Below are 14,377 nucleotides of genomic sequence, written 5' to 3'. Positions count from 1 at the left end.
TCACGGCAGTAGCGCCGGTTCGAATCCGGTCGGGGGTACAACAGAGCAGTACGAAAAGGCCCTTCACCTCGGTGGAGGGCCTTTCGCGTGTTCGGCCCTTCTCCGGTGCGCGGCCCTCAGAGCCCGTACCGCTGCGCCGACTCCTCCGCCTGGGCCAGCCGGCGCAGCGACGCCAGCAGCGGCTCGTACAGCACGGCCGACGCCACGGCGGCCTCCACCCGCTCGGCCTCCGTGGGGAACCGCTCCAGCGCGTCCAGGTCCTGCACCGCCACCTCCCGCATGAGACGGGCCTGTTGGGCGAGGTACGTCACATCGCAGGGGTAGCCGAGGCGGATGAGCGTGGCCAGGGAGGCGACCAGCGAGCGGTGCACGGGGGAGAGTTCGCCGAGCTCCAGAGCCGTCGTCCAGCCAAGTTCCGAGAGCAGCCGGGCGACTTCGGCGCGTGCGGTGGCGGTCTCCGGCGCGTCCTCGTCGGGCTCGGGCCCGTGGGGCAGTGCCCACAGAGCGGCGCCCAGCCGGATCGTCCGGCCCAGCGACTCGTCGTCGATGTGCGCCAGCACCTCCCGCGCCGTCGCCACCGGGAGACGCCCGACCTGGAGCAGGGCCCGCACCAGGCGGAGCCGGCGCAGATGGTCCTCGTCGTAGTCGGCCTGCGTCGCGCTGATCCGGGTGCCGGCGGGGAGCAGCCGTTCGCGCAGGTAGTACTTGACGGTGGCGAGGGGGACACCGCTGCGCTCACTCAGTTCCGACAGCCGCATCCTCCGCACCTTTCCCTCGCGCCGTTCCGTGGCGTGAGGTCACTGTCCCACCCCTGGGGGGCCAGGCTCTGCGACGAGGCGACGAAGGCGACAGGTGTGCTGCCGGTGGAGAAGAGAAGAGGGGGCGCAGGGGGTGGCGGAACGCTCCGCCTACGCGCGTCCGGGGAGTGACACCGGAACGTTCCGGGAGCTGTCACCGGAGTCTTCCGGGTGCTGTCACCGGAAGAAGTGGGGCCGCCACGGCGCTGGGGCGGCCTCGGGGGAGGGAGGGGAGGGAGAGGGCGGGCCGGCTCGCGCGGCCCAGGGCTCGGTCCGTAACCGCACGGGGGTCAGCCCGTGCGGCGCAGGGCCTCGCTCAGCCGTGCTGCCGAGTCGATGATGGCCTGCGCGTGCATCCGGCCGGGGTGGCGGGTGAGCCGCTCGATCGGGCCGGAGACGGAGACCGCCGCGACCACCCGGTTCGACGGCCCGCGCACCGGGGCCGAGACCGAGGCCACGCCCGGCTCGCGCTCGCCGATCGACTGGGCCCAGCCCCGCCGCCGTACGCCCGAGAGTGCCGTCGCCGTGAAACGGGCCCCCTGCAGGCCCCGGTGCAGACGCTCCGGCTCCTCCCAGGCCATCAGGATCTGCGCCGAGGAACCCGCCTTCATGGTGAGGGTGGAGCCGACCGGCACGGTGTCCCGCAGTCCGGACAGCCGTTCCGCCGCCGCCACGCAGATCCGCATGTCGCCCTGCCGGCGGTAGAGCTGCGCGCTCTCGCCGGTGATGTCGCGCAGATGCGTGAGTACGGGTCCGGCCGTCGCCAGGAGGCGGTCCTCGCCGGCCGCCGCCGCGAGCTCCGCGAGCCGGGGGCCGAGAATGAAACGGCCCTGCATGTCCCTTGCCACCATGCGGTGGTGTTCGAGTGCCACGGCCAGTCTGTGGGCCGTGGGCCGTGCGAGCCCTGTCGCTGCGACCAGCCCGGCGAGGGTGGCCGGACCGGACTCCAGGGCGCTCAATACCAGAGCTGCCTTGTCGAGAACGCCGACGCCGCTAGAGTTGTCCATACGACGATACTCGCGTCTCACTCTGTGAAACGCAAGTTCAATTTTCCCCGGAAGTTGCGAACCTGTACGTGCGGCCTTACAACGGCCCGCAGCCACCGCCCCGCTCGGGGGTCCGGACGGCGGCACCCGAATCTCTAGTTGGGCCGGCGAAGACGCCGGCCGGAGGGAAAGCGATGGGTAGGACACTCGCGGAGAAGGTCTGGGACGACCACGTCGTCCGGCGCGCCGATGGCGAGCCCGACCTCCTCTTCATCGATCTGCACCTGCTGCACGAGGTGACCAGCCCGCAGGCGTTCGACGGCCTGCGCCAGGCCGGCCGTCCGGTGCGGCGCCTCGACCTCACCATCGCCACCGAGGACCACAACACCCCGACCCTCGACATCGACAAGCCGATCGCCGACCCGGTCTCCCGCGCCCAGCTGGAGACCCTGCGCAAGAACTGCGCGGAGTTCGGCGTCCGGCTGCACCCGCTGGGAGATGTCGAGCAGGGCGTCGTGCACGTCGTCGGCCCGCAGCTCGGCCTGACCCAGCCCGGTACCACGGTCGTCTGCGGCGACTCGCACACCTCCACCCACGGTGCCTTCGGCGCGCTGGCCTTCGGCATCGGCACCAGCCAGGTCGAGCACGTCCTGGCCACCCAGACGCTGCCGCTGGCCCGCCCCAGGACCATGGCGATCACGGTCGAGGGCGAACTCCCCGACAGCGTCACCGCCAAGGATCTCATCCTGGCGATCATCGCCCGGATCGGCACCGGCGGCGGCCAGGGGTACATCCTCGAATACCGCGGCTCCGCCATCGAGAAGCTCTCGATGGAAGCCCGGATGACCATCTGCAACATGTCGATCGAGGCCGGCGCACGCGCGGGCATGATCGCCCCCGACGAGACCACCTTCGCCTACCTGCGGGGACGCGACCACGCCCCCCAGGGCGAGGAGTGGGACACGGCGGTGGAGTACTGGAAGACGCTGCGCACCGACGACGACGCGGTCTTCGACGCCGAGGTGTTCATCGACGGCAGCGAGCTCGCGCCGTTCGTCACCTGGGGCACCAACCCCGGCCAGGGCGCGCCCCTGTCGGCCAACGTCCCCGACCCCGCTTCGTACGAGGACGCCTCGGAGCGCCACGCCGCCGAAAAGGCCCTGGAGTACATGGGGTTGACCGCCGGACAGCCGCTGCGCGAGATCAACGTGGACACGGTGTTCGTAGGTTCCTGCACCAACGGACGCATCGAGGACCTGCGCAACGCCGCCTCGATCCTCGACGGCCGCAAAGTGGCCGACGGCGTACGGATGCTGGTCGTCCCGGGCTCCGTCCGGGTGGCCCTCCAGGCCGTCGAGGAGGGCCTGGACAAGGTCTTCACCGCCGCGGGAGCCGAATGGCGGCACGCCGGCTGCTCGATGTGCCTCGGCATGAACCCCGACCAGCTGGCCCCCGGTGAGCGCTCCGCGTCCACCTCCAACCGGAACTTCGAGGGCAGGCAGGGCAAGGGCGGCCGCACCCACCTGGTCTCCCCGCAGGTCGCCGCCGCCACCGCCGTGCTGGGCCATCTGGCCTCGCCGGCCGATCTGTCCGACGTCCGTACGCCCGCCGGAGTCTGAGAGCCATGGAAGCATTCACCACACACACCGGCCGGGCCGTCCCGCTGCGCCGCAGCAACGTCGACACCGACCAGATCATCCCCGCGCACTGGCTGAAGAAGGTCACCCGCGACGGCTTCGAGGACGGGCTCTTCGAGGCCTGGCGCAAGGACGAGAACTTCGTCCTCAACCGCCCCGAGCGCAAGGGCGCCTCGGTCCTGGTGGCCGGACCCGACTTCGGCACGGGCTCCTCGCGTGAGCACGCGGTCTGGGCCCTGCAGAACTACGGCTTCAAGGCCGTCATCTCCTCGCGCTTCGCCGACATCTTCCGTGGCAACTCCCTGAAGAACGGTCTGTTGACCGTCGTCCTGGACCAGAAGGTCGTCGACAGGATCTGGGAGGTGACCGAGGCCGACCCGACGGCCGAGGTGACCGTCGACCTGGAGAAGCGGCAGGTCCTCAGCGAGGGGATCACGGCCGACTTCGAGCTCGACGAGAACGCCCGCTGGCGCCTGCTGAACGGGCTGGACGACATCAGTCTCACTCTTCAGAACGAAGCGGACATTGTGACTTACGAGGCGGCCAGGCCGTCTCACAAGCCGCGCACAATTGACGCCTGAGCAGCGCTTTTCCCGAACTGCGCCCCTTGCCGCAAGGCAGGGGGCGCAGTCGCTTGTTGAGACCCCCTCGGGCGACAACTCGCCCCAGATGGCACAATCGGTGCATGGAACGCGACAGCCAACTCGAGCTCTATGGCCAAGTCGCCGACCGATTGAAAGAAGCGCACGCAAAGGTGCGCGCACTGCAAGTCCCGGAGGGCGTAAGGATGGCGCTGTCCCGGAAGCTGCTGGTCGTCACGGCCGCGGCTAAGCACGATCTCCCAGGCGCGGCAAGGCGTCTGGACCGGTTGATGAAGGACCTCGATGAGGGCCGATTCCCCGAAGGTGACTGACTCTGCGGACAGCGCAGCGGTCGACTTCGTTGCGGCACTAGGGTGATTAGCCCGTTTCGTGTTTGATTTGCGGTATATATCTGCCTAACGTGCGAAAAAGCCTGAACAGTTTCGTTCCGGCAATGTCTCCGAAGGGGAAGACGTGAACAAGGCGCAGCTCGTAGAAGCGATTGCCGACAAGGTCGGCGGCCGTCAGCAGGCCGCAGACGCCGTCGACGTGGTACTCGACGCGATCGTCCGCGCGGTCGTCGCGGGGGACCGTGTCTCGGTCACCGGCTTCGGCTCGTTCGAGAAGGTCGACCGCCCCGCCCGGTACGCCCGCAACCCGCAGACGGGTGAGCGCGTGCGGGTCAAGAAGACCTCCGTGCCCCGCTTCCGCGCGGGACAGGGCTTCAAGGACCTGGTGAGCGGCTCGAAGAAGCTCCCCAAGAACGACGTGGCCGTGAAGAAGGCCCCCAAGGGCAGCCTCTCGGGCGGTTCTTCCACCCGCACGACGGCGAAGGCGGCCGCGAAGAAGGCCACCGCCAAGAAGGCCACGGCCCGCAAGACCACGGCGGCGGCGAAGAAGACGGCCCCGGCCAAGAAGACCACCGCCAAGAAGACCACCGCGGCGGCGAAGAAGACCACAGCGGCGAAGAAGACGGCCCCGGCGAAGAAGACGACGGCCACCAAGAAGACCGTCGCGGCCAAGACGGCGCCCGCCAAGAAGACCACGGCGAAGAAGGCGCCCGCGAAGAAGACCACGGCACGCAAGACGACAGCCAAGAAGGTCACCGCACGCAAGAAGTGAGACCGGGCACCGCTCGTTCCTCATACGCGCCGGGCCGGGCTCCCCTCGGGGAGCCCGGCCCGCGGGCTGTTCAGGAGCCGTTCAGAGCGTCTGCAGCGTCACGAGGGTGATCCGCAGCGAGCCGCCCTCGCCCTCGGTCTCGATCCGCACCCGCTGCCCCGGCCGCAGCAGCCGCAGCCCGCCCGCGTCGAACGCGGCGGCGTCGAAGTCCACCGGGGTGCCGTCGTCGAGGAGCACGCTGCCGGTGCGGGTCTCGGAGTCGTACGTGAACGAGGTCGCCTGCATGAGCGGCAGCCTATCGGTCCGCGGCGGGCGCCACCGGGGCCGCCAGCGCCGCGGTGAACCGCCCCACCCCCAGCGCCAGCGCGGCCCCCAGGTCCTCGCCCGTGTCCACGTCCCTGCGGACCGAATCGACGCCCGCCAGCGGGACCTCCACCGCGCCCGACGCCAGATGCCGCGCCCGTGACGCGCCGCCGAAGGCCGGCCGCAATTCCACACCCGGCCCCGCGGAAAGAAATGTGGTGCCGATTCCCTGGGCATCGGCGACAAATGCGCGGGGAAATGCCGACGAGAATTCGAGCACCCGCGCCAATTCGTCCGGACGCAGCGCGGGCAGATCCGCGTTGAGCACGGCCACCGCCGCGCCCCCGCGCCGCGCGCGCACCGACCGGGCGCCGTGCTCCATCGCCGCGTCGAGCCCGGCCGCCGGGGTATCGGCCACCGCCCGCGCGCCGAGCGCGGCCAGCGCCGCCCCGGCCACCGGGTCGTCCGTGACGACCACCACATCCCGCACCGCCGGGCAGGACAGCGCGGCCGACACGGTGTCCTGGGCGAACGCCAGGGCCAGCCGCGGACGCAGATCCCCGCCCACCGCCCGGCCGAGCCTGCTCTTGGCCCGTGCGAGAGGTTTCAGCGGGACGACCAGGGACCAGGGACCGGTCGGGTCGGTGTTCGTGGCGATCTCCCCCTCCGTACGCATCAGCCCTTATTCTCGCCTGCCGGTACGACAACCCGGAGGTCCGCCCCCACGGGTGAGGCGTACGGTGTTCTCCACACAGCAGGGGACCCGGGACGGGGCAGCACCGCCCGGAGCCCCGCGCAGCTCAGTTCCTAGAGGAAGGCGTCCGAGTGTCCCGCCGCAGAATCGGCTTCTGGTACCGCCTGGCGGCGGTGATCGCGAAACCGCCCCTGGTGGTTCTGTTCAAGCGGGACTGGCGGGGAATGGAACACATTCCGGCCGACGGCGGATTCATCACCGCGGTCAATCACAACTCGTATCTGGACCCGCTGTCGTACGGGCACTTCCAGTACAACACCGGTCGTGTGCCGCGACTCCTCGCGAAGGCCGGGCTCTTCAGGACGCCTTTCGTCGGAATGATCCTGCGCGGCACCGGACAGATCCCCGTCTACCGCGAGACGACCAACGCGCTCGACGCCTTCCGTGCCGCCGTCTCCGCCATCGAGCGGGGCGAGTGCGTCGCCTTCTACCCGGAGGGCACGCTCACCCGCGACCCCGACATGTGGCCGATGGCCGGCAAGACCGGCGCCGCCCGGGTCGCGCTGATGACCAAGGCCCCGGTCATCCCCGTCGCCCAGTGGGGCGCCAACCTCGCGATGCCGCCGTACGCCAAGGAGAACAAGCTCCAGCTGTTCCCCCGCAAGACGCTGCGGGTGCAGGCCGGACCGCCGGTCGACCTCTCCCGTTACTACGGCCTCGAACCGACGCCGGACGTGCTGCGCCAGGCGACCGAGACCATCATGGCCGCGATCACCGCCCAGCTCGAGGACGTACGCGGCGAGAAGGCACCCGCCGAGCTCTACGATCACCGCAAGGCCCGTGCTGAACAGCGGCGCAAGGCAGAGGGAAAGGGAACCACGTGACGCACCCCGCGAAGGCGGCCGTCTTCGGAACCGGCTCATGGGGTACGGCCTTCGGCATGATCCTCGCCGACGCCGGCTGCGACGTCACCCTCTGGGGCCGCCGCGCCGAGGTCGCCGAGGCCGTCAACACCACCCGTACCAACCCGGAGTACCTGCCGGGCGTCGAGCTGCCCGCCTCGGTGCGGGCCACGACCGACCCCGCCGAGGCGCTGCGCGGCGCCGACTTCGCCGTCCTCGTGGTGCCCTCGCAGACCCTGCGCGCCAACCTCGCCGACTGGGCGCGCCATCTGGAGCCCGGCACGGTGCTCGTCTCCATGATGAAGGGCGTCGAACTCGGCACCGCCAAGCGGATGAGCGAGGTCATCGAGGACGTCACCGAGGTCGGCCAGGACCGGATCGCCGTCGTCACCGGCCCCAACCTCGCCAAGGAGATCGCCGAACGCCGCCCCGCCGCGGCCGTCGTCGCCTGCTCGGACGAGGACGTCGCCCGGCGCCTCCAGACCGCCTGCCACACCCCGTACTTCCGGCCGTACACCAACACCGACGTGGTCGGCTGCGAGCTCGGCGGCGCCGTGAAGAACGTCATCGGCCTCGCCGTGGGCATCGCCGACGGCATGGGCCTCGGTGACAACGCCAAGGGCTCCCTCATCACCCGCGGCCTCGCCGAGACGACCCGGCTGGGACTCGCCATGGGAGCCGACCCGCTCACCTTCTCCGGTCTGGCCGGACTCGGCGACCTGGTGGCGACGTGCTCCTCGCCGCTCTCGCGCAACCACACCTTCGGCACCAACCTCGGACGGGGGATGACGCTCCAGGAGACCGTCGCCGTCACGAGCCAGACCGCCGAGGGCGTCAAGTCCTGCGAATCCGTGCTCGATCTGGCGCGCAGGCACGGGGTCGACATGCCGATCACCGAGACGGTCGTCGGCATCGTCCACGAGGGCAAGCCGCCGGTGGTCGCCCTGAAGGAGCTGATGTCGCGCAGCGCCAAGCCCGAGCGACGCTGACTCGAGCCCTACCAGCAGGTACGCTCGTCGCGATATGAGCAGCCAGAACCTCCCCCAGAGCCCTGAGAGCCCGCTGAGCTCCGAGCAGAGCTCCGATCCGGGCCGCAAGCCGCGCGTGGCCGTCGTGTTCGGCGGCCGTAGCTCCGAACACGGCATCTCGGTCGTCACGGCCGGTGCCATCATGAGCGCCATCGACCGGACGAAGTACGACGTCCTGCCGATCGGCATCACCAGGGACGGACGTTGGGCCCTCACGTCCGACGACCCGGCCCGCATGGCCATCACGGACCGGCAGGTCCCCGACGTGGACCAGCTGGCCGACTCCGCGCGGGGCGCCGTGACGCTCTCCGTCGACCCCGGCAACCGGGACGTCGTCGTCAGCGAACCCGGTTCGGTGCCCACGGTCCTGGGGGAGGTCGACGTCGTCTTCCCCATGCTGCACGGCCCCTACGGCGAGGACGGCACGCTCCAGGGGCTCCTGGAGCTCTCCGGCGTCCCCTACGTCGGCGCCGGTGTCCTGTCCTCGGCCGTCGGCCAGGACAAGGAGTACATGAAGCGGGTGTTCACCTCCTTCAGGCTGCCCGTCGGCCCGTACGAGGTCGTCCGCCCCCGGGAGTGGGAGTCGGACCGCCCTGCCGCCCGCAAGCGCATCATGGAGTTCGCCGCCGAACACGGCTGGCCGCTCTTCGTGAAGCCCGCCCGCGGCGGCTCCTCCATGGGCATCACCAAGGTCGACGACCCCTCCGGCCTCGACGAGGCGATCGAGGAGGCGCGCCGCCACGACCCGAAGTTCCTCGTGGAGTCCCTGCTGCGCGGCCGGGAGATCGAGTGCGGCGTGCTGGAGTTCGAGGACGGACCGCGCGCGAGCGTCCCGGCCGAGATCCCGCCGGTCACCGCGCACGACTTCTACGACTTCGAGGCCAAGTACATCGACTCGGCGGCCGGTCTGGTGCCCGCGCCGCTCACCGAGGAGCAGACCGCCGAGGTGCGCCGGCTCGCCGTCGACGCCTTCGAGGCGGCCTCCTGCGAGGGGCTCGTGCGCGCCGACTTCTTCCTCACGGAGGACGGCTCGTTCGTCATCAACGAGATCAACACCATGCCGGGCTTCACCCCGATCTCCATGTTCCCCCGCATGTGGCAGGCGAGCGGTGTGGAGTACCCGGAGCTCGTGGACCGGCTGATCACGGCCGCGCTGAACCGCTCCACCGGCCTGCGCTGAGCCCCGAAGCCCTGAGGTCCGTCCCCGCGCGGGGACGGACCTCAGAGGCTGTCGGGGACCGTCTTCTTCACCGGTGCGGCGAACGCGGACAGCGGAGTGATGTCATGGGCGTACTCCGTCCCGAGCGTCACCTCGACGTACGCCTTGCGGTAGGTGGTCGTGAACCGGGGGCCGCTGTCGTCGTCATCGGACTGCTCCAGCAGCCAGTTGACGCCGTCCGCGTCGACCCCCTTCGCCTGGGAATCATCCATCCTCGCGGGCCGGGGGACACCGCAGCGCAGTACGATCGCCCCGTCCCCCCAGCCGGCGGTCAGGTCCGATTCCGGCGAGGGGTCACTCCGTTCCAGGTCGTCGACGGTCTCCGGCAGCTCCCTGTGCAGTTCCTCGCAGTATCCGGCGGCCTCCGACGACGGCGTGGGAACCGCCACCGAGGGCCGGTCACCACCGGTGGAACAGCCCGCCACGGCCAGGACACACAGGGCGGCGGACGGAGCGAGAACACGGGAACGGGGGGACCGGCGGCGGATGTGAGTCACCGGACCAGCGTAGACAGGGGTCAGAGGTGGACGACCGGGCAGGTCAGGGTTCGCGTGATGCCGTCCACCTGCTGGACCTTGGCGACCACCATGCGGCCGAGCGCGTCGACCGTGTCGGCCTGCGCGCGCACGACCACGTCGTAGGGGCCTGTGACGTCCTCTGCCTGGATCACTCCCGGAAGCTTGGCGATGGTCTCGGCGACGATCGACGCCTTGCCCACCTCGGTCTGGATAAGGATGTACGCCTGTACCACGGAACCTCCAGGGCGGCCACGAGGATCATGTGGGGGAAAGGGACGCCACGTTATCGCGTCGCCCGGGGCCGCGGGGAGACCTACGGGCCGGTTGACGCCCACAGCGTGGCGTACGCACCACAGAAGTTGACGTATCTCTTGACGGTACCGACAGCAGTTGGGGCTCGCGACCGCAAGCCCACCGGTGCGTACGGGCGACAGTGACGCCCGTACGCACCGGGGCCACCGGCTCCCGTGGGCCGTCCGCCCACGGTCCGGACCTCCGGCCGCTGAAGCAGCCCGGACAGGTGTCCGGTGCGATAGATGAGAGGTGAGACTCGGTGAAGGGAACCGTGGGCGAGTTGGGGGAGTTCGGGCTCATCAGAGAGCTCACGTCCCGGCTCACCACCACTCCGGCGGTACGGCTGGGACCCGGCGACGACGCCGCGGTCGTGGCCGCTCCCGACCGCAGGGTCGTGGCCAGTACGGACATCCTGCTGGAAGGGCGGCACTTCCGCCGCGACTGGTCGACGGCGTACGACGTCGGCCGCAAGGCCGCCGCCCAGAACCTCGCCGACATCGCCGCCATGGGCGCCGTGCCCACGGCGCTGCTGCTCGGCCTCGTCGTACCGGCCGATCTGCCGGTCACCTGGGCCGCGGAGCTGATGGACGGGCTGCGTGACGAGTGCCAGGTCGCCGGCGCGGCCGTGGTCGGCGGCGACGTCGTCGGCGGCGACACCATCACCGTCGCGATCACCGCGCTCGGCGACCTCCGCAACCACGAGCCCGTCACCCGGGCCGGCGCCCGGCCCGGCGACGTCGTCGCCGTCACCGGGTGGCTCGGCTGGTCCGCGGCCGGATTCGCCGTGCTCTCCCGCGGATTCCGCTCGCCGCGCGCCTTCGTCGAGGCGCACCGGCGCCCCGAGCCGCCGTACCACGCGGGCCCCGCGGCGGCCGGTCTCGGCGCCACGGCCATGACCGACGTCAGCGACGGACTCGTCGCCGACCTGGGGCACATCGCCGAGGCCAGCAAGGTCCGGATCGACCTGCGGTCCGGGCTCATCGACATCCCCTCCCAGATGTCCGACATCGGGCAGGCCGTCGGCGTCGACCCGCTGCAGTGGGTGCTCACCGGGGGAGAGGACCACGCGATCGTGGCCACGTTCCCGGCCGACGTGAAGCTCCCCGCGCGCTGGAAGGTCATCGGGGAGGTCCTCAACCCCTCCGCGCTGCCCCAGGTCACCGTCGACGGGGCGCCCTGGACGAGCAAGGGCGGCTGGGACCATTTCGGATCCATAGAGGACGCTTAGGGCGTGCCGGGGAAGTCTCCGCCTGCCCGGCGGCGTCCGGCACGCACGCCCTAGTAGATTCCGGGGCATGACCGCACCTGCCCCGATACCGCCCCGTGTCCTCACCGTCGCCGGATCCGACTCCGGCGGCGGTGCGGGCATCCAGGCCGACCTCAAGACGATGCTGGCCCTCGGCACCCACGGGATGAGCGTGCTGACCGCGGTGACCGCCCAGAACTCGCTGGGCGTCCAGGGCGCCTGGGAGCTGCCGGCGGACGCCGTACGCGCCCAGTACCGCAGCGTCGTCGACGACATCGGCGTCCAGGCGGTGAAGACCGGCATGCTGTCCTCGGCCGTGCTCGTCGACACCGTCGCGGAACTCCTCGCGGAGACCGGAGCGCCCGTCGTCGTCGATCCCGTGGGGGTCTCCAAGCACGGGGACCCGCTGCTGGCCGCCGAAGCCCTCGACTCCGTACGCACGAAGCTGCTGCCCGTCGCCACGGTCGCCACCCCGAACCTCGACGAGGTGGCCCAGCTCACCGGCCTCACCGTCACCGACGAGGCGGGGATGCGCCGGGCCGCCGCCGAGCTCCTCGCCCACGGACCGCGCTGGGTGGTCATCAAGGGCGGCCACCTGCCCGGCGAGGCCGTGGACCTGCTCACGGACGGCGACGAGGAGCACTGGCTGCGCGCCCCCAGGCTGGACAACCGGCACACCCACGGCACCGGCTGCACCCTCGCCTCCGCCATCGCCTGCGGCCTCGCCCGCGGCCAGGACGTCCCGGCCGCCGTACGGGGCGCGAAGGAGTACGTCACCGGCGCGATCCGTGCCGGCTTCGCGCTGGGCGGCGGGATCGGCCCCGTCGACCACGGCTGGCAGACTCGCGGCGAGCGCTGACGCCCGGCCCGGAGCACAGCAAAAAGCCGGTCCACCGAGGTGGACCGGCTTTTTGGGCAACCGGAAGGCTGCGCTACGACGGGGACGTCAGCGCGCGACCTTGCCGGCCTTGATGCACGAGGTGCAGACGTTGAGCCGCTTCGGCGTCCGACCGACCACGGCACGCACGCGCTGGATGTTGGGATTCCAGCGACGGGACGTACGGCGGTGCGAGTGCGAAATGTTGTTGCCGAAGCTCGGCCCCTTGCCGCAAACGTCGCAGTTGGCAGCCACGGGTCACTCCAAAGACTTCAGATGCACTTACAGTGAATTCCGGCGCGCCGGAATCATTTTACTGAAGTGGCGGTACCGGAGGAATGGCCCGACTTTCGTCGGGCAACCGAAGCAGCATACAACGGCTGCGTCGGAGATACGAAACTACCACGGCTCCCAGGGCACTCCGTCCCGCACCTGCGCCCGACGGGCCCGTGCGCGACGGCTACCCTGCGGTGCAGCCAGCCCCCCACGGCCGTCCCAAGGAGGACCAACGGTGCCGCAGTCACCCGACGAAATCGACGCCGTCGCGGTGCGCACCTGGTGCTCCCTGGCCCTGGAGGCCCTCGGCCGGGAACGGGCGGCCATCGACGCCATCAACGTCTATCCCGTGGCCGACGGGGACACCGGCACCAACCTGTACCTCACCGTCGAGTCGGCCGCCGCGGCCGTCGAAGCGGTCTTCGCCGCCCATGAGACCGGCTCCACCGCGCCCGCTCCCGCCGATGCCGTGCGGGCCATGGCCCACGGCGCGCTGATCGGTGCCCGGGGCAACTCCGGGACCATCCTGGCCCAACTGCTGCGCGGCATGGCCGCGGTGCTCTCCGCGTCGGGTGACGCCCGTCACCTGCGGACCGCGCTGACGGAGGCCGCCGCGGCGGCACGGCTGGCCGTCGCCCATCCCGTCGAGGGCACCGTGCTCACCGTCGCCACCGCCGCCGCCGAGGCGGCCGGGGCCACGGACCGGAGCGCCGGCCTCACGGACGTGGCCTCGGCGGCGTACGAGGGAGCTCGTGCCGCGCTGGCCGCCACCCCCGGCCAGCTGGAGGTTCTCGGCCGCGCGGGCGTCGTCGACGCGGGCGGGCAGGGCCTGGTGGCCGTCCTCGGCGCGCTGCTGGAAGCCGTCGGAGGGCGCCCCCAGGAGCGCGCCGTACGGCCCGCCCCCGACGTCCTGCCGCTGACCGGTGACTGCGCGGACGCGGGCGAGGGCAACGGCCCCGCCTTCGAGGTCATCTATCTGCTGGAGGCCCGCGACGAGGCGGTCGCCAAGCTGCGGAGCCGGCTGGACGCCCTGGGGGACTCCCTCGTGGTGGTCGGAGGCGACGGCCTGTGGAACGTCCACGTCCATGTCGACGACGCCGGAGCGGCCGTCGAAGCGGGGGTGGAGGCCGGCCGCCCCTACCGGATCCGGATCACCCACTTCGCGGCCGACCGGGGCTCGGCCCACCGGGAACCCGTCCAGCGCGCGGTCGTCGTGGTCGTACCCGGCGACGGGCTCTCCGGGCTGTGCGCCGAGGCCGGGGCCACCACCGTGCTCGCCCGCCCCGGCGAGCCGCCCGCCAGCGGCGAACTGGTCGATGCCATCCGCCGCGCGCACGCCCGCGAGGTGGTCCTGCTGCCGAACGACGCGCAGCTGCGCCACACCGCCGCCGCGGCCGCCGAACAGGCCAGGGGCGAGGGCATCCGCGTCGCCCTGGTCCCCACCCGCGCCGCCGTCCAGGGCATCGCCGCCCTCGCCGTCCACGAGCCCGGCCGCAGCTTCGACGAGGACGTCGTCGCGATGACCTCGGCGGCGGGCGCCACCCGGTACGCCGAACTGGCCGTCGCCGAACGGCAGTCGTGGACCATGGCGGGCATCTGCCAGGCCGGCGACATCCTGGGCCTGATCGACGGGGACGTCGCCGTCATCGGCGAGGACGTCCCCGGAACGGCCCGCACGGTCCTGGACCGGATGCTGTCGGCCGGCGGGGAACTGGTCACGCTGGTCCTGGGGGAGGACGTGCCCGACACCCTGGCCGACGAGCTGAGCGCCCACGTCCGGGAGGGCTACCTCGCCGTCGACACGGTCGTCTACCGGGGCGGCCACCAGGCGGCGCCTCTGCTCATCGGCGTCGAGTGACACGTCGGGCGGGGCGGCGCTCGGAGACATCTGTCAGTG

The 14,377-nt window shown here is 71.4% G+C and carries 17 protein-coding genes; 10 read left to right on the top strand and 7 right to left on the bottom strand.

From position 1 onward, the window contains the following. Positions 1 to 116 precede the first annotated feature (116 nt). Positions 117 to 758, bottom strand: coding sequence for a MerR family transcriptional regulator (locus JKV81_RS26965; protein WP_202078185.1), 642 nt, complete (start codon positions 756 to 758; stop codon positions 117 to 119). A 329-nt stretch (positions 759 to 1,087) separates the two neighbouring features. Continuing rightward, complete coding sequence (gene ndgR, locus JKV81_RS26960; RefSeq protein WP_033303994.1) at positions 1,088 to 1,804, bottom strand: IclR family transcriptional regulator NdgR; 717 nt, start codon at positions 1,802 to 1,804, stop codon at positions 1,088 to 1,090. Between the two features lie 173 nt (positions 1,805 to 1,977). Between ndgR and leuC the strand changes: the two genes are divergently transcribed. From leuC to JKV81_RS26940, 4 genes are all read left to right on the top strand, one after another. Beyond that, complete coding sequence (gene leuC, locus JKV81_RS26955; protein ID WP_124274874.1) at positions 1,978 to 3,402, top strand: 3-isopropylmalate dehydratase large subunit; 1,425 nt, start codon at positions 1,978 to 1,980, stop codon at positions 3,400 to 3,402. 5 nt (positions 3,403 to 3,407) lie between these two features. Then, positions 3,408 to 4,001: a 3-isopropylmalate dehydratase small subunit gene (gene leuD / locus JKV81_RS26950; protein WP_129265646.1), complete on the top strand. Its 594-nt coding sequence runs from the start codon at positions 3,408 to 3,410 to the stop codon at positions 3,999 to 4,001. A gap of 104 nt (positions 4,002 to 4,105) precedes the next feature. Further along, entirely contained in the window at positions 4,106 to 4,333 is a 228-nt protein-coding gene (locus JKV81_RS26945) for an SCO5555 family protein (protein ID WP_031100634.1), read from the top strand. Between the two features lie 142 nt (positions 4,334 to 4,475). Next, entirely contained in the window at positions 4,476 to 5,123 is a 648-nt protein-coding gene (locus tag JKV81_RS26940; protein ID WP_129265647.1) for an HU family DNA-binding protein, read from the top strand. 81 nt (positions 5,124 to 5,204) lie between these two features. Here JKV81_RS26940 and JKV81_RS26935 read toward each other — a convergent pair whose 3' ends face one another. Further along, positions 5,205 to 5,408 (bottom strand): hypothetical protein, encoded by a 204-nt coding sequence (locus tag JKV81_RS26935; RefSeq protein ID WP_129265648.1) that lies wholly within the window; start codon positions 5,406 to 5,408, stop codon positions 5,205 to 5,207. Positions 5,409 to 5,418: 10 nt separating this feature from the next. Beyond that, positions 5,419 to 6,102 (bottom strand): 2-phospho-L-lactate guanylyltransferase, encoded by a 684-nt coding sequence (gene cofC, locus JKV81_RS26930; protein WP_129265649.1) that lies wholly within the window; start codon positions 6,100 to 6,102, stop codon positions 5,419 to 5,421. Between the two features lie 149 nt (positions 6,103 to 6,251). Here cofC and JKV81_RS26925 point away from each other — a divergent pair, with 149 nt between their 5' ends. From JKV81_RS26925 to JKV81_RS26915, 3 genes are read left to right on the top strand one after another with little or no spacing between them, the layout of a single operon-like run. After that, positions 6,252 to 7,004, top strand: a complete 753-nt coding sequence (locus JKV81_RS26925) for a lysophospholipid acyltransferase family protein (RefSeq protein WP_099177621.1) — start codon at positions 6,252 to 6,254, stop codon at positions 7,002 to 7,004. After that, positions 7,001 to 8,011 (top strand): NAD(P)H-dependent glycerol-3-phosphate dehydrogenase, encoded by a 1,011-nt coding sequence (locus JKV81_RS26920; protein WP_129265650.1) that lies wholly within the window; start codon positions 7,001 to 7,003, stop codon positions 8,009 to 8,011. Before JKV81_RS26925 ends, JKV81_RS26920 begins: the two co-directional genes overlap by 4 nt. A 34-nt stretch (positions 8,012 to 8,045) precedes the next feature. Continuing rightward, positions 8,046 to 9,230 (top strand): D-alanine--D-alanine ligase family protein, encoded by a 1,185-nt coding sequence (locus JKV81_RS26915; protein WP_129265651.1) that lies wholly within the window; start codon positions 8,046 to 8,048, stop codon positions 9,228 to 9,230. 41 nt (positions 9,231 to 9,271) lie between these two features. On the opposite strand, the gene JKV81_RS26910 is transcribed toward JKV81_RS26915, so the two are convergent. Both JKV81_RS26910 and JKV81_RS26905 read right to left on the bottom strand, forming a co-directional pair. Further along, positions 9,272 to 9,766, bottom strand: coding sequence for a DUF3515 domain-containing protein (locus JKV81_RS26910; RefSeq protein ID WP_099177618.1), 495 nt, complete (start codon positions 9,764 to 9,766; stop codon positions 9,272 to 9,274). Positions 9,767 to 9,786: 20 nt separating this feature from the next. Beyond that, entirely contained in the window at positions 9,787 to 10,020 is a 234-nt protein-coding gene (locus JKV81_RS26905) for an Lrp/AsnC ligand binding domain-containing protein (protein WP_014153840.1), read from the bottom strand. 320 nt (positions 10,021 to 10,340) lie between these two features. On the opposite strand from JKV81_RS26905, the gene JKV81_RS26900 reads away from it, so the two are divergent. Both JKV81_RS26900 and thiD read left to right on the top strand, forming a co-directional pair. After that, positions 10,341 to 11,309: a thiamine-phosphate kinase gene (locus JKV81_RS26900; RefSeq protein ID WP_124274882.1), complete on the top strand. Its 969-nt coding sequence runs from the start codon at positions 10,341 to 10,343 to the stop codon at positions 11,307 to 11,309. Between the two features lie 67 nt (positions 11,310 to 11,376). Next, positions 11,377 to 12,186, top strand: a complete 810-nt coding sequence (thiD, locus tag JKV81_RS26895) for a bifunctional hydroxymethylpyrimidine kinase/phosphomethylpyrimidine kinase (RefSeq protein WP_129265652.1) — start codon at positions 11,377 to 11,379, stop codon at positions 12,184 to 12,186. An 87-nt stretch (positions 12,187 to 12,273) separates the two neighbouring features. Here the strand turns inward: thiD and rpmB are convergent, their stop codons facing one another. Beyond that, the gene (gene rpmB / locus JKV81_RS26890) at positions 12,274 to 12,459 is read right to left on the bottom strand and encodes a 50S ribosomal protein L28 (RefSeq protein WP_026171429.1); all 186 of its coding nucleotides are present in this window, start codon (positions 12,457 to 12,459) and stop codon (positions 12,274 to 12,276) included. A 256-nt stretch (positions 12,460 to 12,715) separates the two neighbouring features. Here rpmB and JKV81_RS26885 point away from each other — a divergent pair, with 256 nt between their 5' ends. After that, on the top strand, positions 12,716 to 14,338 hold the full coding sequence (locus tag JKV81_RS26885; RefSeq protein ID WP_129265653.1) for a DAK2 domain-containing protein: 1,623 nt from the start codon (positions 12,716 to 12,718) through the stop codon (positions 14,336 to 14,338). The last annotated feature ends 39 nt before the right edge of the window (positions 14,339 to 14,377 follow it).

Source organism: Streptomyces silvae (assembly GCF_016745505.1).
Lineage (GTDB): Bacteria > Actinomycetota > Actinomycetes > Streptomycetales > Streptomycetaceae > Streptomyces > Streptomyces silvae.
This window is presented reverse-complemented; position numbering and strand designations above follow the sequence as displayed.